Source organism: Spirulina subsalsa CS-330 (genome assembly GCF_028330765.1).
Taxonomy (GTDB): Bacteria; Cyanobacteriota; Cyanobacteriia; order Cyanobacteriales; family Spirulinaceae; genus Spirulina; species Spirulina subsalsa_A.
The window spans coordinates 1-23,376 of the sequence record NZ_JAQMTY010000113.1; the positions used below are offsets into that span (position 1 = coordinate 1).

At 51.7% G+C, this 23,376-nt stretch carries 21 protein-coding genes and 1 tRNA gene; 16 read left to right on the forward strand and 6 right to left on the reverse strand.

Annotated elements, in window-relative coordinates:
* From PN477_RS07555 to PN477_RS07590, 8 genes are all read left to right on the forward strand, one after another.
* Positions 1–922 (forward strand): CHAT domain-containing protein (locus PN477_RS07555; protein ID WP_272147125.1); only part of this gene is annotated, 922 nt, incomplete at its 5' end.
* Between the two features lie 10 nt (positions 923–932).
* Positions 933–1,277 carry a XisI protein gene (locus PN477_RS07560; protein ID WP_272118693.1) on the forward strand — a complete coding sequence of 115 codons (345 nt, stop codon included), beginning with the start codon at positions 933–935 and terminating at the stop codon, positions 1,275–1,277.
* Between the two features lie 36 nt (positions 1,278–1,313).
* On the forward strand, positions 1,314–1,664 hold the full coding sequence (locus tag PN477_RS07565) for a hypothetical protein (RefSeq protein ID WP_272118695.1): 351 nt from the start codon (positions 1,314–1,316) through the stop codon (positions 1,662–1,664).
* Between the two features lie 959 nt (positions 1,665–2,623).
* Positions 2,624–3,172 (forward strand): hypothetical protein, encoded by a 549-nt coding sequence (locus PN477_RS07570; protein WP_272118697.1) that lies wholly within the window; start codon positions 2,624–2,626, stop codon positions 3,170–3,172.
* Between the two features lie 212 nt (positions 3,173–3,384).
* Positions 3,385–3,927 carry an NYN domain-containing protein gene (locus PN477_RS07575; RefSeq protein WP_272118699.1) on the forward strand — a complete coding sequence of 181 codons (543 nt, stop codon included), beginning with the start codon at positions 3,385–3,387 and terminating at the stop codon, positions 3,925–3,927.
* Between the two features lie 140 nt (positions 3,928–4,067).
* Positions 4,068–4,140 (forward strand) — tRNA-Glu (locus PN477_RS07580).
* A gap of 181 nt (positions 4,141–4,321) precedes the next feature.
* Positions 4,322–5,809, forward strand: coding sequence for a 4-alpha-glucanotransferase (malQ, locus tag PN477_RS07585; protein WP_272118701.1), 1,488 nt, complete (start codon positions 4,322–4,324; stop codon positions 5,807–5,809).
* A gap of 24 nt (positions 5,810–5,833) precedes the next feature.
* A complete protein-coding gene (locus tag PN477_RS07590) occupies positions 5,834–6,889 on the forward strand; it encodes a dipeptide epimerase (RefSeq protein ID WP_272118703.1) in 1,056 nt (351 codons plus the stop codon).
* Here PN477_RS07590 and PN477_RS07595 read toward each other — a convergent pair.
* A complete protein-coding gene (locus PN477_RS07595) occupies positions 6,867–9,623 on the reverse strand; it encodes an ATP-binding protein (protein ID WP_272118705.1) in 2,757 nt (918 codons plus the stop codon). The genes PN477_RS07590 and PN477_RS07595 overlap by 23 nt on opposite strands.
* A gap of 719 nt (positions 9,624–10,342) precedes the next feature.
* Here PN477_RS07595 and PN477_RS07600 point away from each other — a divergent pair.
* The 4 genes from PN477_RS07600 (at position 10,343) to PN477_RS07615 (ending at position 14,129) form a co-directional block, all read left to right on the forward strand.
* Entirely contained in the window at positions 10,343–10,543 is a 201-nt protein-coding gene (locus tag PN477_RS07600) for a hypothetical protein (protein ID WP_272118707.1), read from the forward strand.
* Positions 10,544–10,554: 11 nt separating this feature from the next.
* Positions 10,555–11,574 carry an AI-2E family transporter gene (locus tag PN477_RS07605; RefSeq protein WP_272147127.1) on the forward strand — a complete coding sequence of 340 codons (1,020 nt, stop codon included), beginning with the start codon at positions 10,555–10,557 and terminating at the stop codon, positions 11,572–11,574.
* 171 nt (positions 11,575–11,745) lie between these two features.
* Positions 11,746–12,912 carry a WecB/TagA/CpsF family glycosyltransferase gene (locus PN477_RS07610; RefSeq protein WP_272118711.1) on the forward strand — a complete coding sequence of 389 codons (1,167 nt, stop codon included), beginning with the start codon at positions 11,746–11,748 and terminating at the stop codon, positions 12,910–12,912.
* 23 nt (positions 12,913–12,935) lie between these two features.
* On the forward strand, positions 12,936–14,129 hold the full coding sequence (locus tag PN477_RS07615) for a homocysteine biosynthesis protein (protein ID WP_272118713.1): 1,194 nt from the start codon (positions 12,936–12,938) through the stop codon (positions 14,127–14,129).
* Here the strand turns inward: PN477_RS07615 and PN477_RS07620 are convergent.
* Positions 14,126–14,908 (reverse strand): ADP-ribosylglycohydrolase family protein, encoded by a 783-nt coding sequence (locus PN477_RS07620; RefSeq protein WP_417158772.1) that lies wholly within the window; start codon positions 14,906–14,908, stop codon positions 14,126–14,128. The genes PN477_RS07615 and PN477_RS07620 overlap by 4 nt on opposite strands.
* 202 nt (positions 14,909–15,110) lie before the next feature.
* On the opposite strand from PN477_RS07620, the gene PN477_RS07625 reads away from it, so the two are divergent.
* The 4 genes from PN477_RS07625 to PN477_RS07640 all read left to right on the forward strand — a co-directional run bounded on the left by PN477_RS07625 (position 15,111) and on the right by PN477_RS07640 (position 19,405).
* Positions 15,111–16,208, forward strand: a complete 1,098-nt coding sequence (locus PN477_RS07625) for an AZOBR_p60025 family cell surface glycopolymer formation protein (protein WP_417158773.1) — start codon at positions 15,111–15,113, stop codon at positions 16,206–16,208.
* A gap of 41 nt (positions 16,209–16,249) precedes the next feature.
* On the forward strand, positions 16,250–17,383 hold the full coding sequence (locus tag PN477_RS07630; protein ID WP_272118718.1) for an AZOBR_p60025 family cell surface glycopolymer formation protein: 1,134 nt from the start codon (positions 16,250–16,252) through the stop codon (positions 17,381–17,383).
* Between the two features lie 107 nt (positions 17,384–17,490).
* Positions 17,491–18,444 (forward strand): DMT family transporter, encoded by a 954-nt coding sequence (locus PN477_RS07635; RefSeq protein WP_272118719.1) that lies wholly within the window; start codon positions 17,491–17,493, stop codon positions 18,442–18,444.
* Between the two features lie 49 nt (positions 18,445–18,493).
* Positions 18,494–19,405, forward strand: a complete 912-nt coding sequence (locus PN477_RS07640; protein WP_272118721.1) for a restriction endonuclease — start codon at positions 18,494–18,496, stop codon at positions 19,403–19,405.
* A gap of 145 nt (positions 19,406–19,550) precedes the next feature.
* Here the strand turns inward: PN477_RS07640 and PN477_RS07645 are convergent, their stop codons facing one another.
* The 4 genes from PN477_RS07645 to nblR all read right to left on the reverse strand — a co-directional run bounded on the left by PN477_RS07645 (position 19,551) and on the right by nblR (position 22,795).
* On the reverse strand, positions 19,551–20,423 hold the full coding sequence (locus PN477_RS07645) for a 3'(2'),5'-bisphosphate nucleotidase CysQ family protein (protein WP_272118723.1): 873 nt from the start codon (positions 20,421–20,423) through the stop codon (positions 19,551–19,553).
* 298 nt (positions 20,424–20,721) lie between these two features.
* Positions 20,722–20,931: a DUF2949 domain-containing protein gene (locus tag PN477_RS07650; protein ID WP_272118725.1), complete on the reverse strand. Its 210-nt coding sequence runs from the start codon at positions 20,929–20,931 to the stop codon at positions 20,722–20,724.
* Positions 20,932–21,395: 464 nt separating this feature from the next.
* Positions 21,396–21,950 carry a DUF192 domain-containing protein gene (locus PN477_RS07655; protein ID WP_272118726.1) on the reverse strand — a complete coding sequence of 185 codons (555 nt, stop codon included), beginning with the start codon at positions 21,948–21,950 and terminating at the stop codon, positions 21,396–21,398.
* Between the two features lie 164 nt (positions 21,951–22,114).
* Positions 22,115–22,795, reverse strand: a complete 681-nt coding sequence (gene nblR / locus PN477_RS07660; RefSeq protein WP_272118728.1) for a response regulator transcription factor NblR — start codon at positions 22,793–22,795, stop codon at positions 22,115–22,117.
* Positions 22,796–23,376 lie beyond the last annotated feature (581 nt).

The following is a 23,376-nucleotide window of genomic DNA, read 5'->3' on the forward strand; positions in this document are numbered from 1 at the left end:
GAGGGGAGAAGAGGGGATGTTTTGTGGGGCTTCCCCCTCGCCCATTTTTGGGAGAGGGGCCGGGGGTGAGGGCCAACCCCTACAGGATTGTTTTGCCCAGGGGGTACGCTATGCCCCCAGTTGCCAAATCCTCGCCTACCTGCAAAACCGCCCCCGCACCCAAACCACCGCCCCCTTCTTCGCCATCCAAAACCCCACCCAAGACCTCCACTACGCCGATGTGGAAATTGACCTGATCCGCCGCCGCTTCGATCCCGTCCACATCCTCAAACACGCCGCCGCCAATAAACCCGCCTTCGCCCAACCCACCACCCGCGCCCAACTCCACAACAGCGAGATCATCCATTTCGCCTGTCATGGCGGCTTCAACAGCACCAACCCTCTCAACTCCGCCCTGATCCTCGCCGGAGACAAACCCGCCCCCCTGGACGGCGATCGCACCCTCACCCTCCGAGATGGCCGCCGCTTCGACACCGAACACCAAGGCCTCACCGCTGCCGAAATCTACCGCAACCTCAAACTCGCCTGCCGCCTCGTCATCCTCTCCGCCTGCGAAACCGGCCGCCTCGACAGCCGCACCACCGACGAATACATCGGCCTCGCCAACGCCCTCCTTTATGCTGGAAGTAACACCGTAGTTGATACCCGTTGGTGTGTGGATGACTTCGCCACCGCCTTTCTCACCATCCGCTTTTACCAAGAACTTAACCACAATCAACCCATCCCCCAAGCCTTAAAAGCCGCCCAGACTTGGTTCCGTACCACCACAAAGGCTGATTTTCTAGGCTGGTGTGCTAAAAGTCTACAAATGTCTGAAAATGACATCAAGGCATGTCGGCTTGAACTGTTTGACTATGCTCAAGATCCACCCTTCGCCCCAAAACGCTACTGGGCCGCCTTCAGCGCCAGTGGACTCCCCTAGGAAACTGCCTATGCCTGCAAAAGATCAATTAACAAAATATCGGCAAATTGTTGAATCTGTTTTGCGCGAACAGGCACAAATTAAGCCCTCCTATGGTGAAATAGAAGTCTATACCGCCTTTGATTACCAACAGGATCACTATCAACTTGTTCATGTTGGCTGGAGTGGAACTCAGCGCATTTGTGGTTCCCTGATTCATATTGATGTGATTAACGATAAAATCTGGATTCAATATGATGGTACAGAAATAGGCGTAGCCAATCAATTGGTAGAATTGGGTATTCCTAAACAGGATATTGTCTTAGCCTATCATGCCCCCATTATGCGCCAGTATAATGGTTTTGCCGTTGCTTAATGAACTTGCAGAAATACCTTAACACCCGCAAAAGCCATGCCAGACTATATGCCCCCCCGCGCCGCCAAGACCGTTAATAGTTTTTTGCAGGTCTTAGCAAAACTCAAAGCAGATCCAACCCTCAATACAAAAATTCAGCAATATTTACCTGAACTTGAACAGCGTCTCACCCAGACCGCGAACGACCCTCTAGACTTAGCGATCTGTATTAAAGAGTGGTGCAGTCACCATCAAATTGATATCGCTAAATTGAAAACTCGTTTAGAAATTGGCGAAGATGATGATACGGATACTACATTAGAAGGGGAAAGCGTGGATTGTGTGATTAATAAAACGATGATTATGCAGGCCATTCAAAATAGCAAACCGGATCAGCCGTCAGCATGAATAATTTCTCATCTCCGATTTATGCGCCAAGCCTTTATTGGTTTTCCTATTATGTTTATGATGGGTTAAACATTGCCATTGACAACAATGATCCAACTGCTTCAAATGCCGAACCATCACCAGCTATTAATTTAAAATGGGTACAGGATGAGTATCAACGTATTTTAGGCGCATTTTCTTTAAATATCACGCTGGATTTGGTTAACCCACCCAGTCCCCAATCCTACAATCTTTTAGAGTCAAATTATCCCACTAAACCTAATCAAAAACGTAAGCGACAACAAAACTTTAAAACAGAAAATGGATTAAAGGGATTCATTTATCCCCAAGCCATTCATGACACCTATGCTCTGAATTTGCGGGTTGCCTTTCCAGAACAATATGGTGCTGATCAATATAGTTGTGAAGATTTACAAAAACTCAATCCTAACAATTGTTTTAAAGTAGACATTCATGATCGAGCCGAGTTTTTAGGGCAAACCCTGCTGCTGACGGTTTACTTAAACCAGGCCCCTCCCTCCAATCCTCGCGACTTGGATCAAGCAGCAAAAGATTGCTGGTATGCCTTTTTTGACATTCCACCTGCCGACATTGCTCAATTCCCTCAATTATATCGGGTCGCTTCCTGCTGCAATGGCTATCTTTATGAGTTTGGCAATCCAAGGGAAACAGTTAGCGAAAATCCCTACGGACATTTGCTAATGTTGTTCATGTTTGATAAATCTACAACCAAAACTTTAAATAAATTCTATTGGTCTCTGCCAAACTTATTGCTCTATCGCCACAAAATGAGTAGCACTTTTAGACAGAGCCGTCTTTTTTATCAAAATGCGGATGAAATCGTTAATGACAATGAGCAAAGAATTAACAAATTGAAGCAAAATTACTTCAATCGTGAGAATGATCAGCTTTTGAGTGACGAATCATTGAAGGATTTAAAAAATCAACTCAAAAACCTCTTGACGATTTCTCTTGCCTATTCTCACCAACTGCGGAATCTCGAATATGCCCGCAATACGATCGCCATCAACCATCGGAACTACCTGGCTACCCTAGAGCAGATGGAGCAATTGGCCGCTGAAGAGAAGATGGGGCAATTGATCCCAAGACCCTTAACCGCCCTGCGCGTGTTTGGGGAAAAAGAAGCCGTCACGTTTCAAGACCAAATTACTGCCGATCTGAACTATTTCCGCCATGGATCGGGGTTGCTGGATACGGCAATTAATTCGATTCGCGGCCTCGTGGAAATTGACCAAGCGGAAAGCGATCGCGCCCGTCAAGCCCAAGAAATCGAGAGCGATCGCACCCTACAAAACATGATTAGCGCCATCGGTGGCGGCCTAGGGGTTGCAGGCGTTACCGCCACCGCTTACCCCTACTACAAAAACCCCGAACCCACCCCCTCCCTCGGCCCCATTGCTGAAGTCGTTGGCGTGAGCTTGGGGCTGGGACTCTTGGCCGCCGCCATCCTGTTTGTTCTGCCCCAAAGCCTGCGATCGCAGCCCTGAAACCGCAGAACGGTGGCCATTGATTCAGTTACAACTTGCAATCATTGTTAACATGATGTGAGGTTCTGGTTCAAACTTGGTGCTGGTTGCAGTGGGGATTGCATTGATGCAATGGCGGCCCGGTTGGGTGGCGATCGCATTGCAACGATCCGAACAAGACCCTCTTACCGTTCATGCTGTTTTTATGACGCTTTTAGACGCTAACCTCAATCATGACTGCTCCCCGTTTTTTTGCTCGTCTCCTGGTCGATGGCTATAACATGATCGGGGCTTGGCCCGATCTCAAACAACTGCAACATCAAGAGGGTCTTGATGCGGCCCGCGATCGCCTGATTGAACAGTTGATTAACTACGCCGCCTGGCAGGATTTTCAAACCCAAGTGGTCTTTGATGCCTACGCTCGCCGCGAAAAAGCCTACACCGAAGCCTACACCCCGCATCTGTCCGTGCATTATACGGACTACGCCCAAACCGCTGATGCTTACATTGAAAAGTCCTGCGCCCACCATGCCCGCCAAGTCACGCGCAAACGGTTGATCGTCGCCACATCGGACTATGCCCAACAGCAGACGGCGAGCGGGTACGGGGCGGAATGTTTGTCGGCGCGGCAATTGGCGATCGCCGTGCAGCAGTCTAATCGTCGCCGGGTGCATCGCGATCGCAAACCCAAACAATCGTCCCGCCGTTTTCTGTTTAGCGGCCTTGACCCCCAAGCTCAACAGCGCCTCAGCCAACTCCGCTTTGGCAAACTCTAGGGGAGGATCAGGGCTGGAGCCGCCGCAGATCAAAAAACTCTAAAAATATTCTTGACAGTCCCATAGGGGTTCGCTATAGTTAGAAACGTTCGAGTGAAACGCGCCCTTCAAAACTGCGCTCATCAACCGAAAAAGAACAGGCCCCCATCGTCTAGAGGCCTAGGACACCTCCCTTTCACGGAGGCGACAGGGATTCGAATTCCCTTGGGGGTATCAAAAAAGAGAGAAGTCAAGCTTGGCTTCTCTCTTTTGATTCGGTCAGGATGCGCATCGTTGGTGAGAGCTATCATGGCTTGAACAAAATGAGGATCAAATCGGGCAAAATACAGCGATCGCTTAATCGCCATGGTGTAATGAACATGGCACTTCATTCGATTGAGAGAATTCCTCAACTATGGCATTTCCCCGCGCAAGTGGTATTTTGCTCCATCCCACCTCACTCCCTGGCCCCTATGGCATTGGCGATCTTGGACAAGCTGCCTATGATTTCGTTGATTTCCTCCTGCGCAGCGGTCAAAAACTGTGGCAAATTTTGCCCTTGGGGCCGACGGGGTATGAACATTCGCCCTACACGATGAATTTCAGTGCCTTTGCGGGCAATCCCCTGATGATCAGTCTGGATCAACTGGCTGCGGAGGGGTTAATCACGGCAGCGATCGCCCCCTTGGATGATGTGAACCCGGAACGGGTGGACTTTGATCGCGTCATTGCCCACAAAACCCACTATCTCGAACAGGCCTACAGCAACTTTAGCCCCAGCCCAGAGTTTGAGCAGTTTTGCCAAGCGCAGGCCTGGTGGTTAGAGGATTACGTCTTGTTCATTGCGATCCATGAACAGCAGCCGGAGCGGATGTGGCATCAGTGGGAACCGGGTTTAGCACGGCGCGATCCGGCGGTATTGGCAGCAAAACGGGCCGAGTTAAGCCACCGCATCACCTACCATCAATTTGTCCAGTTTAAATTTTTCGCCCAATGGCAAGCCCTGCGCCGCTATGCCAATGAGCGCAACATTCAGATCATCGGCGATGTTTCAATCTATGTCTGCGAGCATAGTGCCGATGTGTGGGCGAATCGGGAGATTTTCAAACTCGACCCCCAAACCCTCGCCCCTGCCTATCGGGCGGGCGTGCCGCCGGACTATTTCAGCGCCACGGGGCAACTCTGGGGTAATCCGGTCTATGACTGGGAGATGCTCGAAGCGACGGACTTCGCCTGGTGGGTAGACCGGTTCCGGGCAACGCTGTTGTATGTGGACTTGGTGCGCGTTGACCATTTCCGGGGCTTTGAGGCCTATTGGCAAGTGCCGGGAGAGGAGACGATCGCCCTCAATGGCGAATGGATTCCTGCACCGGGGGAGGCCTTCTTTCAAACCTTGGGCCATCGCCTCGGTTCGCTGCCGGTGATGGCGGAGGATTTGGGGGTGATTACGCCGCCGGTGGAGGCCTTGCGCGATCGCTTCGACTTTCCGGGCATGAAGATCCTGATGTTTGCCTTTGGGGACGACAGCAATAACCCCTATTTGCCCCACAACTACAGCCAAAACTGTGTTGTCTATCCCGGCACTCACGACAACGACACAACCCTCGGCTGGTGGGCCACAACGGGAGACACCGAACGGCACAATGTGGCGCAGTATCTCGGTTACGAGACCCCCGCACAGATCACCGCGATTAATTGGGAATTCACCACCCTCGCCCTCGCGTCCGTGGCCAATCAAGCGATCCTGCCGCTCCAGGATTTGCTGGATTTGGACGGTCGGGCGCGGATGAATGATCCGAGCGTGAATGCAGGAAATTGGCGATGGCGTTACCAATCTTCAGCACAGTTAACCGAGGCCTTGAGCGATCGCCTCCTCACCCTGACCCAACGCTATAACCGCTAACCCCCGCGATCCCCTTAAAACCCTGTGGATATCACCATCACTCCCTTCACCGTCCATAAGCGCGTCGCGTTAACCATTAGTCGCGGCACGTCCACGCAAAACACTAACCTCTGGGTGCGCATTTACGCCGACGGCATTGAGGGGTGGGGCGAGGCTACGGCCTTTTCCGTCACCCGCCAGGAGGGCCTCACCGCCGCCACCATGCAGACGGAACTAAGCCAGATCGCGCCGATCCTGCGGCAGTACCATCCGCTCCAACGTCAAGCGATCGCCGCTGAAATTGCCTCCCTGTCCTCAGCGACGCGGGCGGCATTGGATACAGCCTTGCATGATTGGTTGGGGAAACGGGCGGGGCTGCCCCTCTGGCAACTGTGGGGTTTAGAGCCGCAGCACAGCGTCCCCACTTCGGTCACCGTGGGGATTAGTGATCCGGCCCTGGCCCAAGCGCGGGTGCGGCAATGGCAGGATCAACTGGGGGCGCGGCATTTCAAGATTAAGCTGGGGTCGCCGGTGGGCATCGCGGCCGATCGCGCCATGTTTGAGGCGGTGCAGGCGGCGGCTCCCGATGGAGAATTTACCGTTGATGCCAATGGGGGATGGCGGTTAGAAGAGGCGATCGCCATGGCCGATTGGCTCGCGGATCGGGGTGTGCGTCACCTCGAACAACCCTTACCCGTGGAGGATGAAGGGGACTTTGCGGCCCTGTATGAGCGATCGCCCCTGCCCATTTTTGTCGATGAAAGTTGTTTCACCGCCGTTGATATTCCCCGCCTTGCCCCCGTCGTCCATGGCATCAACATCAAACTAATGAAAGCCGGGGGACTCAGTGAAGTGCTCCGCATGATCCACGCCGCCCAAAGCCACAACTTACAGATCATGTACGGCTGCTACGCCGACAGCAGCCTCTCCAACGCTGCCCTCAATCAGTTAGCCCCCTACGCTCACTACATCGATCTCGATAGTCACCTCAATCTCCAGGATGATCCCTTCCAAGGGATGACCTACATGGATGGGTGCTTAATCCCCGCCACTGCGCCAGGTCTAGGGGTGGAATGGGTTAGCCCAGAATCAGTTGATTGATTTTTTGCAGCACCGTCGTCATGGATTGGTCAGCATCGGTGATCGTGCAGGTGGCATGGGCACAGAGGGAGGACACCGTATCTTTGGACTCATCGCGATAGTCCACCAGCAGAATCGGCAAGGTGGGATACTGCTGGCGGATCGCGGCGAGGCGTTCGAGCCAGAAGGATTCAGCGGTGGGTTCATGGATATGCAAGACCCAAAGATTAATCCGGTTATTGGCTAACTGCCGTTGAATTTCGGGCCAGGATTTGGAGAGCACCGTCCGAAATCCGGCGGTTTGGAGGTATTGGGTGAGGGCGTGGATAAAGCTGTGGGGGGCGTGGTGTTCCGGGGGGGCGGTGGGGGGCAGGCGCAGTTCATCACTGGCCACCAAAATATTGGGCTGGACGGTGATGCCGGTGGCCACTTGAATCACTTGCAGCAGAGCGGGAATGCTGTCGGTGGTGATCGGAATCAGGCAGGGACAGACGGTGAGTTCGGGGTATTGGTTGGCGATCGCTGTGGTTTGATTGTCCAGGGTGATCAACGGGGGAATGGTTAAGGCCGGATAACTGGTGAGCGATCGCAAATACGACCCCGCATTCTGTAACTGTGTCCCATCCAACAACAGCGCATCCGGCTTCCACACCCGCGCCAAAATATCCGCCTGCTCTAGATCATCCGCCTCCAAAATCCGGTAATTCACCGGCCCGGTATGGTGGGCAATCTCCCCGCCAAACTCCTGCACAAAGGGAGAATGTCCCTCGGCTGCCGGGTTCTCCTGGGCATTCAAATGCAAAATCGTAATATTCTGCGTCTCACCCACCAACGCAGTTTGAATCTTGAGCAAACTCTCCCGCAGTGGCGCTAACTTCACCGGCAGCGTCAAAAACCCATCGGCCCGATTCTGCTTCGCTTGGTTCTTCTCCGCCCGCGTTGCCGTCACCAGCACCGGAATATTGCAGGTACTCGGATCAGATTTCAACAACGTCAACACATCCCACCCCGACAGCAACGGCAGCAACGGGTTGAGAAAAATAATCCGAGGTTGAATTTGCCGAGCTTTTTCCAATGCCTCTGTGCCCGATCGCGCAATTAACACCCGATAGCCCAACTGCTGCAAATACAACGTCAACCCTTCAATATAGTGGGGCACAGCCTCCACAATCATCACCAACTGATTTGGCGTGGGTTGTTGTACCGGTGTGCCATTGGCTTTTTTCGCCGCCCCTTGGGGTGGGCTAGGGGGTAACAATAGGGTGAAGCGACTGCCGTGGCCGGACTTCGAGATAAACGAAATATCACCCCCATGGGCACGGGCCAAGCGTTGGGTCAAGACTAACCCCAGGCCCGCGCCTTCAAATTGGCGGGTGAGGGGACTTTCCAACTGTTGGAACTTTTGAAAAATTAGATGTTGATCGGATTCTGGAATCCCGATCCCCGTATCCCAGACGGTGAAATCAATCCAGCCTTGCCACCGGCTCACCGTTAACCCCACTTGCCCCGTGGGGGGCGTGAACTTCAGGGCATTTTCCAACAGGTGACTGAGCATTTGCCGCAAGCGCAACTCATCGGCCACCAGACCCGTTAGACCCGGCTCGATCGTCAGGGTGAATCGGGTTTGTTGGCTTTTTTCCGCGTCGGGGTTATGGCTGCTCACCACTTGGGCCAGGGCCTGTTCGTAGGCGCGATCGCACAGCGATGCCAGTTGCACCGGCTCCGGATTCAGCTTCAGTTGTCCCGTTTCTAAGCGTGTTAAATCCAGAATGTCATTCACCACCCCCATCAGTTGCCGTCCACTTTGATGGATCAACTGGGCATAGCGGCTTTGGCGAGGATTCAACGGGCCGAGCTTGGCATCCTTGAGCAGATTGGACAGCCCCAACACCGCCGTTAAGGGCGTTTTCAATTCATGGGTAATACAGGCTAAAAACTCATCTTTGAGGCGATTGAGTTGGACTAAATCTGCATTTTTGGCGGTTAATTCTTTACAGAGTTGTCGCTGTTCGGTGATGTCCGTCGCCAGTACCAGCCGCAACGGTTCCCCCTCATGGGCGAGGGGAATCGAGAGGGGAAAGCGGAGCAGCTTCCAAATATGCTGATTGTCGGAGGCTAGGTTCGGCCCTGAAAATTTCAGCGTCGATACAGTCGTGGAAAGGGTGCTGTCCTGCCGTGACGATACGGGGATCACCGGGGTGGCGGGCGTACTGTCGAGGCCAACATTCTCATGGAGAAATTCAGCTTGGGGATTAACTTGGTGTTGCCACATTTTGTTTTGTTGCAACACTTGCCCGGTTTCGGTTTCGAGGCGCAGGGGCATCGGGATATGATCGAGCAGCATCAGCAACGCTTTCATGCGCTCGGTGAGTTCCGGGCGTAGCAGTTGCGGTAAAAGTTGCCAACCATTCACTAAGCCCTGAAATTTTCCCTCACTGTCCACCACCGCATAGTATTTTTTCGGATTTTCGTGGATGAAGGCGGCGATCGCATCACAACTTTCATCAAGGGTGACAATCGGGAGCGATTGCAGCCAAGTGGACGAAAAGGACTGATCCGGTTGCGGTGCTTGGAGGAAGGGCAACAGCGTCGCCAAGGAAATCGTCCCCAAGGGTTTATAGTCCGCATCCAAGCACACCACCACATCCGTCGTGGTTCCTGAAAATAATCCCAAGAGCGATGTGAGCGTGACCTGAGGAGAGCACACCGGCACTGGACGAATCAGAGCATGGAGGTTGGGGCAGGACGTAGACATGAGGAACGCTTGAGCACACAGCAAGAAGGAAAATCATTTCTCACTGATCTCAAACCCAATGAGAGGTCTAGGCACATTATCTCTATAGATTGAAAAGCTAACGGGATCTGCACACAATTAATTACATTTCTTTTCGTCTAGACATGAGAACTTCGTGATATCCAGCATTCTTAATCTTTGCTCAAGCATTCAACTCTAGAATCGCTCAATCACGACTCTTAAAATGAGCAAAGATTGCGAAGATTCTCCCGATCCCCACAAGCCCCGATCCAGCCCATTCATTAAACCCCTTTTGGGTTTGGGATCGCTGTATTTCAGGGATTCCATCCCTCGTTGTCCCGAATCTTCCCGTGATCATCTTGTCCGATTCCCATTATGTTTAACGCCGCTTATGCACTGGATTGCCCGATGCGGATGCGAATCATGTAAACCTCAAAAAGGTGCTGTGTTTTGGCCACGGGAATCGGGCCCATTGAAGCAGAGGGGGAACTCCTTTGAAGTGCCAATCGTTAAATAGAGTCGGAGTGATACTCCTGCGATCGCCATCCTGACAACCCCACACAATTACGAGCGATCGCCACCGGAATTAGCCATGATCGATCCACCGCCGCGCCAGGTTTGCCCCGGCATCGCGGATTTTGGGGCGGGCCGCTAGGCAAGGCGATCGCCAACCCGCTAAAATCGAGGGCAATTCCCCTCCACCCTCAGACGGTTTGCCTATGCCCCTGCGTGATGTCACTGAACTCATTCTCAAAGTGTTCCTAGGGGCGGCCGGAATTTCGGGGGTGATTAAATATGTTGGCCCCCTCGTGGCAATTGCCCCAACGCGAGGTCATGCGATCGCCTTCGTCGCCTTGCCCCCCATCCTCCTCGCCCTCCTCCTCGCTGTTCGAGCCTTGCGTCCATCGCCCCCCGCTTAACCGTTGAAATTATGAAATTTGGTCATTGGTTCGGACTCATCTTGCTGCTGATCGGGCTGTACGGAGCTTGGCAGGTGCGTCAACTGCTGGTGGTCGTCTTGGGCGCGATTATCCTCGCCAATGCCCTGTCAGGGGTGGTGCGGGGTTTACAGAAAAATTTTAAATCCCTCGGCCGGGGTCGGGCCGTGATGGCGACGATCGCCCTCTCCCTGGTCTTGATTGTGGGCTTTTTTGGTCTGCTCGTCCCGCCCGTCGTCGCCCAAATCAACCAACTGCCCCAAGAAGTCATGGAGGGCATTGATCGCCTCGGCCCGTGGATTGCCCAATTTGAAGAGCGCTTCAGTCCCCGCGTCTGGGCCCTGCTCCCCGATTGGCAGGACATGGGCGCACAACTGCCCGAACTGGGGAATAACATCCTCGGCGAGGGGTGGACGATTTTTTCTAGCACTTTAGGGGCGATGCTGAATGTCTTACTCTTGACAGCCCTAACCTTGATGCTACTGGTAGACCCACGCCCCTATCGCCAGGGTGTGTTAAGGATGTTTCCCGCCTTCTACCGCCCACGGGTGGATGAGATTTTGGCAACCTGCGATCGCGCCCTACAACGCTGGTTTGAAGGCATCGTCGTCAACATGCTCACCGTCACCCTTCTCAGCTTCATCGGTCTCCTCTTGCTGCGGATTCCCCTCGCCCTCTCCCAAGCCCTAATCGCCGGCCTGTTTACCCTGATCCCCACCCTCGGGGCCGGACTCAGTGCCATCCCCCCCATGGCGATCGCCCTCCTCGATCAACCCTGGAAATCCCTGATCGTCCTTTTGCTCTACATCACCATCCAACAACTCGAAAGCAACCTCCTCGCCCAACTCTTTTTTGCGATCGCCTTTGGGATTCCCGGTCTTTTCCTCTCCCTGCCCCTTACCATCGTCGGCCAGATTTGGTTTACAGAAATCGTTTTGAAAGATATTCTCAATATTTGGAAGTCTGACCCATTACCTCCGGATTTTCCCCCTCACCCTTCGGTACTAGAGTAAGAATCACGATCATTGCGAAGTGACATAGCAATCCTATTTGATTCATGAACAGGCAAGGGGCTTAAGCCCCTTGTTGATGAGGAGATAAGATCTCCGATTGATTTAGGATCGCTATATTCCCCAAGACTCATTCCTATTTCCTAACTCCTGGGTATCGTCCTAGGCTGCCTCATGACCAAATTTGATATTCTCAATATCTCCATTGATAATATTTCCTTAAAGAACTTGCTCCGGCAGATCAAACAAGGGGGATTTATTATCACCCCCAACGTGGATCACCTCATCAAACTCCAACATGATCCTGAATTTTTCCACGTCTATCAAACCGCTGACTATGTTATTTGTGACAGTCAGATTTTAATGTGGATTGCCTTACTCTTAGGGAAACGCATTCAAGAAAAAATTTCCGGTTCAGATTTTTTCCCCGCCTTTTATGAATATTACAAAGACGATCCAGACATTCGCGTTTTTCTCCTCGGCTCCCGGGAAGGCGTGGCCCAACAAGCCCAGGAACGCATCAACCAGAAAGTCGGGCGAGAATTAGTGGTGGGTGTCCATTCCCCCTCCTTTGGCTTTGAACGCAATCTTGAGGAATGCGAAAAAATTCTCGATATTATTCAAGCCACCGATGCGAATGTGCTGGCCGTTGGAGTCGGCGCACCCAAGCAAGAAAAATGGATTTATAAATATCGCGATCGCCTCTCCCAGATTAAAATTTTCCTTGCGATCGGGGCAACGATTGACTTTGAGGCGGGTGTCACTCGTCGTGCCCCCCGTAACATGAGTCGGTGGGGTTTAGAGTGGCTGTATCGTCTCTGGGCAGAACCTCGGCGGCTGTGGAAACGCTACTTATTCGACATTTTGCCGATGTTTTGGCTCGCCACGCAACAGAAATTTAATCAGTATCGCTATAAAAAACCCTTGGGGTTATTGCTCCATGAAGCAGGATTACTCTCGATGGATCAAGTCGAATTCCTGCTTGAAAAACAAGGTCAAGCACCATCCCAACGCTTTGGGGAATTGATTGTGCAGCAGGGTTGGGTCAATCCCCAAACGGTTCGCTTTTTTCTGGTGGAGTTACCGCAATGGTTAAAACAGAAGCGATCCTATAATTTGACAGAATATTTACAAGTTTCAGGGCTATTAAATGACGACCAAATCGATCAATTAATTCAAGACCAAACCATTGAACCGATCGCCCTAGAATTATTGGCAATTCAATATGGTTGGGTCAAAGATGAAACGGTGAACTTTTTTCGGCGGGCCCAACGGTTAGCGAGCAAAAATAATGTCAATAGTTTTGAGCGGGTATACTTCTACAAACCACGACCATTGTAGAAACGCAGAGGAGCAAAACGGGGATGGGTGTGCAGCGCACAATTACCGAAATCAATGCCAAGATTGTCCAGAAAACGGCGATCGCCCTCACCGTCACTGAAGTGAAGCAACGGGCCCTCACTGAGTCCATCGCCGATATTGCCGCAACGGTGGATGTGATTACCACGGGCACGTTTGAGCCGATGGAGTCCACCGGGGCGATGCTCAATATTGGCCATACCGATCCACCGATTAAAATTCGTCACTGTTGGCTCGATGATGTGCCGGTGTATGCGGGCTTGGGGGCGGTGGATTTATATTTGGGGGCGACGATGCCCCCGGAAATTCCTCCGGACGGTGAAGCGCAAGAGCGGGGCGGAGGTCATGTGATTGAGGCGCTGATCGCGGGTAAATCTGTGCCATTGCGGGCGACGGGTCATGTGACCGATTGTTACCCCCGTGCGTCGTTGGATACGTCGATTCGGGCGGAGACGATCAATCAGTTTTATTTGTTTAATCCGCGTAATTTATATCAAAACTTTATCGTGGGAGTGAATGGGAGCGATCGCCCCCTCTACACCTATCTGGGGGTGCTGCAACCCACCCTCGGCAATGCCGTCTATTCCAATCCCGGCGCGATGTCTCCCTTGTTGAATGACCCGGATTTAACCGTGGTGGGGATTGGCACTAAAATTTTCCTCGGTGGCGGTGTGGGCTATGTGGCCTGGGAAGGAACGCAACATTTTCCCTTACAAAAACGCCTCGAAAACCGCACCCCCATCGGCCCCGCCGCCACTGTGGCCTTGATCGGTGATGCCAAACAGATGTCGCCGGACTGGGTGCGGGGTTGCTATTTCAAGCATTACGGCCCGTCGATCATGTTGGGGGTGGGTGTGCCGATGCCGGTGTTGAATGAGGCGGTGGTGGCGCGGTGTGCGGTGCAGGATGATGCGATCGTTGCACCGGTGATGGATTTTTCGATTCCGCGTCGGGTACGTCCTACCTTTGGCCTCGTCTCCTATGCGCAGTTAAAAAGTGGCCGGATCAGCATCGAAGGCCAAACCGTGCGCACCGCTCCCCTAGCGAGTTTATACCGATCGCAACGGGTCGCCGAAGAACTCAAACAATGGATCACCGCCGGAGACTTCACCCTCACGGAACCTGTTGCCCCGTTACCGAGCGATCGCGCCTTCCTCTCCCAAGACCGCATTGATACCGCCATGCGCCTCGATACCTAACCACCCTGCCGCCCCTCCACCAGCGCCATAAAATCACGGGTAATTCTGGCTAAACGGTCATCCAAATGGGCATAAACCTGAGTGGCGATCGCCGCCGGAACCCCCCCATAAAACGCCTGGGCAATCCCCCCCGTAATGCAGGTTAAGGTATCCGAATCTCCCCCCAAAGACACCGCCGTCCGCACCGCATCTTCAAAATCCGTCGCCTCAAACCAAGCCCGAATCGCTTGGGGGACAGTTTCTTGGGATGATTCCGTAAATGCATAGGTCGGGCGAATATCATCCACGGAGCGGCTTAAATCATAGCCAAATTGTGATTCAATATAGGTCTTGATCGCTAATTTAGACTGACCCATTCGTCCCAAAAAAATCGCCGCCGCCGTTGCCTGGCCGCCTTTAATCCCTTCGGGGTGATTGTGGGTAACGGCGGTAAACTCTGCCGCTTTTGTTAATACGGTTTCGAGGTCATCATAGGCATAGCCCACCGGACTAATCCGCATCGCTGCCCCATTTCCCCAACTGTTATAGGGCTGCGGATTGGCCTGACTGGCCCAGTGATGAAACCGATTTCCATAGCCGCGATCGGGATACCATTGGAAAAACTGTTTTAAATTCTCAACATAGCTCGTCCCCGTTAAAATTGAATCAGCCAACGCCACCGTTAAAACCGTATCATCGGTAAAAAAGCACTGCGGACTAAACAGCGGAAATTCTTTCGTTTTGATATTATTCCATTCGTAAACCGAGCCAATAATATCTCCTGCGATCGCGCCAATCATCTCGCCTCCTCCCTTGCTCATAATATCCCTTCTATTATGGCGTTAATGCTGCCAGAGACAATGCGATCGCCCCCCTCACTCTATTGACAGCCCGAACAAAAATACGGTATGCCAAGGAAGATATTCAGCTCCTCTAAAATCATTCATGACCCGCGCCCATCCTTGGCTTCGTGCGTTAACTGCACCGCAACGGAATAGTTTGATGGCAGCGATCGTTGTCATCAGTCTCGTTTTGCTCCTCTATTGGTTCAAATTTGACAGCAATATCACCGGATTTTTTCGCATTGGCTCAATCCTCCCCCTCTCCCCCTATCTCAACCCCGAAACCAGCACGATTATCCCCAATGAATTAGGCTACGATGGTCAACAATTTCTCACCCTTGCCCTCGATCCCTTCCTCAACAATCCCGCTTCCATTGCCGCCCTTGATAACCCACCCTTTCGCTATCGTCGCATCTTCTATCCCCTCCTCAGTTATAGTTTAGGATTTGGCAATCCTGCGATTATTCCCTATGTCATGGTGCTCATCAATAGCCTTGCGATTGTTGTCATCATCTGGTGTATTAGTGATGTTCTCAATCGCCACACGCTGCCAACCTGGCCAGCATTGGGAATTCTCAGTATTCCCGGTGTTTGGATTAGCCTTGTATTTTCCACGGCTGATCTATTCAATACCATGCTGATCAGTGTAGTAATCTACAACTATCATCTCAAACGCCCGATTTGGGCTGCCCTTGCCCTGACCCTTGCAACCTTAACCCGTGAAACTTCACTGCTCATCGGTATTGCTTGGCTCATCACCAGCGGATGGAATCGAAAATATCAAGATTTACGCTACAGTATCCCCGCCTTAATTCCAATGATACTGTGGAACTATGCCGTTTTAAATCGATTTGCAGCCACTCAAATCCCCGGCGCAACAGAGAATTTCACAATTCCATTGATGGGAATCATGGCAAAGCTAACTACCCTGCTAACTTCAGGACTAAACCCAAAATCCATCTATGATCTGTATTGTTTTATGTTATTAATTTTAATCATTGGATTAGGGATAAAACTGAGCCTGCTAGATGTCAAACAGAACCGCCTAATTCTGATCAGCATCTCGCTCTACAGCCTCGTTTTCATGATGAGCAGCATTAATATATTAGACTACTTTTTTAATTATCCGCGCACCTTTATCGATCTTTATCTTTTGTTTTTTTGGATCTTGGGTGTGCCCAAGGTTCGCTATAGTCAAGGGGCTATGATTGGCGGACTTGCTGCATCTAGTCTATTTTTCCTGTTTGGACATTCTTAATAATTGCTCTTGTCCACTGAATTATTTAACGTCATTTATTAATGTTTGTCTTTAAAAATCCGGTTCGGAACTATACGATTCTCGCGTTTTTCGTTGCCCTGGCGATCGCGATCGCATTCTTCATTCGTTTTGATAGCAACATTACCAGCTTCATGCGCATCGGCTCAGTCCTGCCCCTTTCCCCCTACGCGAACCCAGACACCACCTACCAATTCGACGAATTCGGCTACGATGGTCAACTCTTCTTCACGATCGCCCTCGATCCCTTCCTCCAGAATCCTGATTCCATCGCTGCTCTCGATGACCCGCCGTTTCGCTATCGTCGCATCTTCTATCCCCTCTTGAGCTATGTTTTAGGGTTGGGAAATGCGCAGCTTATCCCCTATATGATGGTTTTAATTAATATCCTCTCGATCCCTGTTTTAGTGTGGGTTTTGGGTCGATATTTAGAAACATGGCAGCAGCCAATTTGGCCCGCGTTAGGGGCGCTGAGTATTCCAGGACTTTGGATTGTGTTGGCCTTTTCGACCGCTGATGGTTTGAATACAGTACTGATGGCGATCGCCCTCTACACCTACAGTATTAAAAAACCCCAATGGTCTGCCCTTGCGATCATGCTAGCTTGCCTCACCCGCGAAACATCACTGTTAATTTGGTTGACCTTAATGGGGGTCAGTGCTTGGGAGTCTCGCCAAGCAGATTGGCGTTATTTCATGCCGGCAATTGTGCCAAGTGTACTCTGGAATGGTTACGTGCTCACCCGATTTAATAGCCAAACCATTCCAGGCACTACCACAAATTTTGTTGCGCCATTTTTTGGCATTTCAGCGAAAATTAAATCCTTTTTTAGTCTAAATTTTGATTTAAAAAATGGATTTGATGGCTATATGTTTGGGGTGTTATGTATCTTGATTTTGGCTAGCTTGATCATCGCAATAATCAAGCTTGAAGTGAATAAATTCGTGCTGTTGGGAACGGTGGGGTATGGTGCGGTGGTGGTGATGAGTAGTATGCATATTTTGGACTATATGTTTAACTACCCCCGCACATTCATTGATTTATATACCCTCTTTTTCTTGCTGCGAGGAGGTCAAAATTTACGAATCTGTCAAGGGATTATGATTGGCTTGCTTGCGGTGGCTAGCTCGACATTTATTAGCGTGCATCTTTTTTAAATGGGCCTAGGATTTTTGATGGTGAATTTCACGCCTTGAGATGCTGCGGTGAAAATCAAGCTAAAGTGAAACCCTGTTGACTTGCCACTACGGGAAATTTGATCATCATGTCTGGGATTAGCATTGTACTGCTCGCCGCTCTCTGTTTCTGTGCTCAAAATGTGACGGTGCGGATCTTGTTTAATACCTCTTCGGTGTTTGGTTGGGAGGGGGTGGGCGGCTTTGTGGAGCCGTCTTTGGCGAATTCGTTTTTGTTGTTGGCGTTGCGGATGGTGTGGGTGGTTCCGGTGCTGAGTGTGGTGTCGTTGCGGCTCTATCCGCCCTTGTGGGGGGCGATCGCACAACTGCGCCACCCCCAACATCGTCGGCTGCGGGGCAAAGCGATCGCCGGCGGCGGTTTGATGTTTCTCTACCTTGCCCTCCTCTACATTTCCATTGGACTGATCCCCACCGGCATCGCCCTGATTCTCTTTTTCCTCTATCCCCTCTTCACCCTGATCCTCACCACCATCCTCGGCCAGCAAGCCCCCACCCCTGTGCAATTGGCGGTCATGGTCATGATGTTAACCGGCACTGCCCTCACCCTGTCCCCCAGTGGAATGAATGCCGTCCCCCATCAAGGCCTGGGGATGATTTGCGGCGTAGCGGCGGGCCTCGCCTATGCCGGCTATACCCTCGTGGGGCAACAGAGTTTCCAAGAGTTGCACCCCATCCCCTTCACCTGGCTTAGTTTTGCGATTACCCTCCTGTTGGCGGCTCTTTTTTTACCATTCACCCTCGATCTTCCCCCCGATGTGCATTGGCTGGGGCTATGGGTGGGTAGCTTAATCTCTGCCTTGGCAACGTTGATCGGCCATGTCCTCCAAAATTTGGGAATTCGGCAAATCGGGGCCAATCAAACCGCGCTGATCGGATCGAGTAATCCCACGTTGACGCTGATTCTGGCCTGGGTTGCGATCGGGGAATCATTGACCTGGATTCAAGTCCTTGGCGTGGTGGTGGTGACGCTGGGGATTATTATTCTGCGCCACCGGGACATGGCAGCGATCGCCAAGCAATAATCCAGGCTTGAATACAATAGAATCCAACTTGAAATCCTCTTTGCCCCCTATGTCTTTGGATTCTCTCATTCCATCCATTGATCATTTTTTTGAACCAACCCTGACAGTCCTCAAGCAATTGGGTGGATCTGGTACGGTTCAAGAAATTTACGATCGCGTCTGCGCATCCGGCCACTTCAGTGAAGCCCAGCAATCCGTTCTCCACAAAGACGGCCCCCAAACAGAAATCGCCTATCGCTTAGCCTGGGCCAGAACCTCCCTCAAACAGTATGAAGCCATAGAAAATGTGAGTCGCGGCGTTTGGGCTTTAACCCCCAAAGGTCAAGCCCTACAGACCATCAATCAGGTTCAAATCAAGCAGTTTGTGGCTGAAAAACTGAAAGCCTCCGCCCCCCCTTCATCCACCCAACGTGAACATCATGCCGATTCTGTCAGCCCATCTGATATAGATCTTGATCCTGAGAGCCAGTGGGATCATCGAGCCGGTATTCCCGTGGATTCAGATGTCTGGATTGAGCACCTACTGTCAGAGTTAAAAGCCATGGCCCCCGACGCTTTTGAGCGCCTCTGTCAGCGGGTTTTGCGTCAATCAGGCTTTATCAAAGTGGAGGTGACCGGGAAAACGGGAGATGGGGGAATTGATGGGATTGGGGTGTTAAAAATGGCGCTGTTAAGCTTCCCGGTCTTTTTTCAATGCAAACGTTATGCCGGTTCGGTGGGGGCTTCAGCGATCCGTGATTTTCGGGGGGCAATGGTAGGGCGCACCGACAAAGGATTATTCGTCACAACAGGAACATTCACCTCTGCGGCCAAGCAAGAAGCAACCCGCGATGGTGCGCCCGCATTAGATCTCATTGATGGCGAACAACTGTGCATCTTATTGAAAGATTTGAAGCTGGGTGTGGAGACCAAAATGATTGAAGTGGTCACGATTCATCCGACTTGGTTTAGTCAGATTTAGTCAGGTGCATCTCAGGGATACCCCTGGTTGACTGACAAAAGTTGATCTCCCTCACCCCCAACCCCTCTCCCAGAGGGCGAGGGGAGCCGATCCATTTTTCCAGTTCCCTCTCCCCTAGGGAGAGGGCTAGGGTGAGGGAAAGCGGTTATTCAGCCGCTGCGAGTTCTGCGTCAATCTCGGTGAGCAGTTTCGATGCGAGGGTATAGAGATCCGTGTGACAGGGGCCATTGCTGGCCATGAGTCCGCCCCACTGGTTGACATCGCCTTGGTTGTACAGGAGGGTTTTGCCTTCAAAGCTGGTGAATTGGCCGCCGGCTTCGGTGAGGATTAATTCTGGGGCGGCAAAGTCCCAATCTTTGGGGGCGGATTTCCCGGAGAGGGAAATGTAGACATCGGTGTCTTGTTCGAGGATGGTGGAGACTTTGCAGCCGACACTACCGACAAATTTACGATCGCTGAACGGAATCCGCTCCAACATCAGATTGAGGCGGGGATTACGATGGCTCCAACTGGCCACCAAAACGAGGTCTTCAATCCGGTTTCGGGGTGAGGCTGTAATCGGGGTGGTCGTGCCGTCGGAGCGTTCAACCTTAGTGCCTTGGCCCTTGATCGCGTAGTAGAGTTTATCAGTTTCGGGGATGACGACGATGCCGATTTGGGGGCGACCTTGGTAGGTGAGGGCAATATGGACGGCGTATTGGCCGGTTTTTTCAATAAAATCGCGAGTGCCGTCGAGGGGGTCAATAATCCAGACCCAATCTTGGGGAAACGCTTCCATCTTTTCCATATCGTAGGTTTCTTCGCTGAGGTAGCCGAAGGGTTCACCGCTAAACTTGGCGGCAAAATTGTCGAGGATGTAGCGATTGGCGGCCATGTCTGCGGCGGTGACGGGGTCGCCTTTTTTGTCTTTGATGTTCAGGTCGGTTTCGCCACGATAGAACGATCGCAACACATTCGCCGCACCCCACGCCACTTCACGGGCGATCGCACAAATTTCATCGAGTCGATTCTCAATCATGGCAACTCCACAGGTTCACAAGTCCGATTTTATCGAAAAACGGGGTCTAAGACCCCGTCCTTCTAGGACGGCTTTTGGTGGGTTGTCTATTGATTCTATTACCCTGCTTCCGATTCTGAGTCTGGAGACTTTTGGAGCCGGGCGGGAATAACGCACCGCATCCGCTGGTGTGACGGGGGACAGCGCTGCTAGGGTTTAAACCAACAACGGGAAAGGGTTAACCTTTCCCGTTGTTATCGATGTTGTTGTTGACCAGACCATGGGGGATTCACTTGGTATGGAAAGAAAACCATCATTTTTAAGAGTTGCTGGTGTTAGGAGAACTATCAAGCCAATCAAAAATGCGATCGAGTTGCTCTAAGGTCACAAGACCGTATTGCCAGAGAATCATCGGGAATGAACCCGGATTTTTCTCGAACGACCGTTGAGCGATCGCGATGGAATCTTTTGATAACGACAACTCATCCTGTAAGAATTTAATTAAACGGGCGTAGGTTCCTGTGTGCATGAGTAGTATCACCTCCTTATGGATTGCTTTAAATTGTGCTGCTGTTGATTGTGAATGACTATCGAAACTATCCTCAACCCGAAGGGCCAGTGCCTGATCTGTCCACTCCAGGGATTGAATGAATGGCGATTCTAGCGGGGATTGACCCCGCAACGCTGTCAACGAGTTGCCTCTGCTCCTCGATCTAACCGCATGGTGCTCAGATTTAAGCGCCGATTGCGAAACAATCCGCCCAAGGCTTAAATCTCAGACCTAAACACTGACACCAACTATGGCTCGGAGTGGGTTGCAGCTATTCTCCGATGGCATGGAATTTGATCTTGTTGAGCCTGATCAATAAAGGGTATGGTTGAACGCCGAAAACCCTTGGGAGACGCGACAAAATTTGCAATTCTAATGAACGGATCGGAGCATTTGATTCGATAGTGTAGCTGATTTTACACTGTTGTGGGAAGTTTGAACGATTAGTTTTGCAAAAATTCTAACGTAATGCGATCGCCCACCGCCAAGCCCATCTTTTGGGACTGGCCGCCCCGCACTTCAATCACCTGATCCACCACCACCGGCGGGCCATAGGTCGGGCAAGGATCACTCGTACAAGGAGGCACATCGGCAGCGATCGCCACCACAACCCCATCCCGCAGGAAAATCATATCAAGGTTGATCTGAACATTTTTCATCCAGAATGTCACCGGCCGCGGCGGGTCGAAGGGAAACAGCATTCCCTGGTTTTCCGGCAGGCTGTCTAACTCCCGATTCATCAAGCCGAGGGACTGTTGCGCGGCAGTGCGAGCCACTTCTAGTTGTAGCTCGATGTTTTTGCTGGGAACGGTGGCGATCGCTTCGATGGGCAAAATTTGAGAGGAGGAGTCAAGGTCAGTAATTACCTGGGATTCCGGGCGTGATGACGGGTCTGATGAACTCGGTTCCGTCGGTGTTGCACAACTCCCTAAGCCAAAACCGATCACGATAATGATCACCCAATACCAACGATGTGAACTGTGCTTGACCCGCATCATAGAAAAAGTGTTGTTCAAGGATCACGAAAAAACAAACATCACAAGGCGATTAAACCCCATAGTTGGACAAGTCTGTGATTCACCAGAGCGACTCATCATCCGGAATAACATCAATAGTAAAGAGTTTTTCGCCCCACTGCCCACCGAACAATTGCGGAAGATCCCTAGGGTTCCCGCAGCACATAGCCCACACCCCGCACCGTTTGGATCAATCGCTTTTCCCCCTCATCTTCAATTTTGAGGCGGAGGTAGCGAATATACACTTCAATCACGTTGGATTCCCCCATAAAATCGTAGCCCCAAACGTTTTCGAGAATCTGCTCGCGGGTCACCACCTCACGGGGATGCAGCATTAGATATTTCAAGAGTTCAAACTCTTTCATGGTGAGGTCGAACTCGCGGCCATTGCGAATGGCGCGACGGGTGCTCAGGTCAAGGACGAGATCGCCAAACCGCAGTTGTTCATCACTTTCGCGGGGGGGTTGTAGATAAAACCGCACTTGGGAGAGGAAGCGATCGCCCTGATAGGGAGCCACAACATAGTCATCGCCCCCCGCTTCGAGACAAGCGACGCGATCTGCTAACCGTTCCGATGTCATCAACAACAGGATCGGAAAACGATTCCCCTGATTGCGGAGCTGCCGACAAAGCTGTAAACCCACCTCGCCAAACTCGCCTTGATCAATCACCACTAAGGCCGGTGCGATCGCGGCAACTTGTTGCTCTAGGGCATTCAAGGTTTCGCTGCTGATGACACCATACCCAGCCATCGTCAGGTCACGCTCAATCTGCTGACTCAGGGAGAGGTTAGTTGTCACCACCAAGACACAAGGGAAACCATTCATGCTGTAAACCCAGTTAATGGCGTGATTGTATCCGATCCGTTGATCGTGCTGCCCTGTTCAAGGCTAACGAAATCCACCATGATCGCCCAACCTCCATGGGATTAACACCGCTCTATTGTATGTGAAGGAGGCGCATCGGATCGGGCATCAGAGGGGCAAGCGTCCCGCCGCTTCTTGGCGAAAATGACGGGCGATGCGAAAAAACTCCTGGCCCGTGTGCAAATAATTATGGTCGTAGTTACTCGTAAACCATTCCAACTCCAGCAGCCCATCCCCTAGATGGTTAAGACAATAGTACAGATGGGTTGCGGTGGCTGCGGCTTGGGGGGGATTGGGTTGGGAGCGAAAGAGGGCTTGGGCTTGCTCTAGGGCGGCGCGACAGTCTTCGATTTGACACTCCCACCGTTAAATCAAAGATTATAACGGGGGATTCTTGTTTCACTGGGTTTGTCTAGTCTCAAGTCATCTCTGTCTTGAAACCCCGTCCAGATTCCCCTCCACAAGCATCTGTTTAACGTCCACTGAATGTCCCGCAGCAGACAACAAAAACTTAGTTATGTTTCGATTTCTCCTTCATAAAC

Excerpts from the sequence above, each read along its gene's own strand:
- PN477_RS07645 (WP_272118723.1), bottom strand. The coding sequence starts at position 20,423 with ATGATTGAGAATCGACTCGATGAAATTTGTGCGATCGCCCGTGAAGTG.
- PN477_RS07620 (WP_417158772.1), bottom strand. The coding sequence starts at position 14,908 with ATGATTGGCGCGATCGCAGGAGATATTATTGGCTCGGTTTACGAATGG.
- PN477_RS07560 (WP_272118693.1), top strand. The coding sequence starts at position 933 with ATGCCTGCAAAAGATCAATTAACAAAATATCGGCAAATTGTTGAATCT.
- PN477_RS07605 (WP_272147127.1), top strand. The coding sequence starts at position 10,555 with ATGAAATTTGGTCATTGGTTCGGACTCATCTTGCTGCTGATCGGGCTG.
- PN477_RS07635 (WP_272118719.1), top strand. The coding sequence starts at position 17,491 with ATGTCTGGGATTAGCATTGTACTGCTCGCCGCTCTCTGTTTCTGTGCT.
- PN477_RS07565 (WP_272118695.1), top strand. The coding sequence starts at position 1,314 with ATGCCAGACTATATGCCCCCCCGCGCCGCCAAGACCGTTAATAGTTTT.
- PN477_RS07615 (WP_272118713.1), top strand. The coding sequence starts at position 12,936 with ATGGGTGTGCAGCGCACAATTACCGAAATCAATGCCAAGATTGTCCAG.
- malQ (WP_272118701.1), top strand. The coding sequence starts at position 4,322 with ATGGCATTTCCCCGCGCAAGTGGTATTTTGCTCCATCCCACCTCACTC.
- PN477_RS07625 (WP_417158773.1), top strand. The coding sequence starts at position 15,111 with ATGGCAGCGATCGTTGTCATCAGTCTCGTTTTGCTCCTCTATTGGTTC.
- PN477_RS07630 (WP_272118718.1), top strand. The coding sequence starts at position 16,250 with ATGTTTGTCTTTAAAAATCCGGTTCGGAACTATACGATTCTCGCGTTT.
- PN477_RS07600 (WP_272118707.1), top strand. The coding sequence starts at position 10,343 with ATGCCCCTGCGTGATGTCACTGAACTCATTCTCAAAGTGTTCCTAGGG.
- PN477_RS07610 (WP_272118711.1), top strand. The coding sequence starts at position 11,746 with ATGACCAAATTTGATATTCTCAATATCTCCATTGATAATATTTCCTTA.
- PN477_RS07655 (WP_272118726.1), bottom strand. The coding sequence starts at position 21,950 with ATGATGCGGGTCAAGCACAGTTCACATCGTTGGTATTGGGTGATCATT.
- PN477_RS07595 (WP_272118705.1), bottom strand. The coding sequence starts at position 9,623 with ATGTCTACGTCCTGCCCCAACCTCCATGCTCTGATTCGTCCAGTGCCG.
- PN477_RS07575 (WP_272118699.1), top strand. The coding sequence starts at position 3,385 with ATGACTGCTCCCCGTTTTTTTGCTCGTCTCCTGGTCGATGGCTATAAC.
- PN477_RS07640 (WP_272118721.1), top strand. The coding sequence starts at position 18,494 with ATGTCTTTGGATTCTCTCATTCCATCCATTGATCATTTTTTTGAACCA.
- PN477_RS07650 (WP_272118725.1), bottom strand. The coding sequence starts at position 20,931 with ATGCACACAGGAACCTACGCCCGTTTAATTAAATTCTTACAGGATGAG.
- nblR (WP_272118728.1), bottom strand. The coding sequence starts at position 22,795 with ATGAATGGTTTCCCTTGTGTCTTGGTGGTGACAACTAACCTCTCCCTG.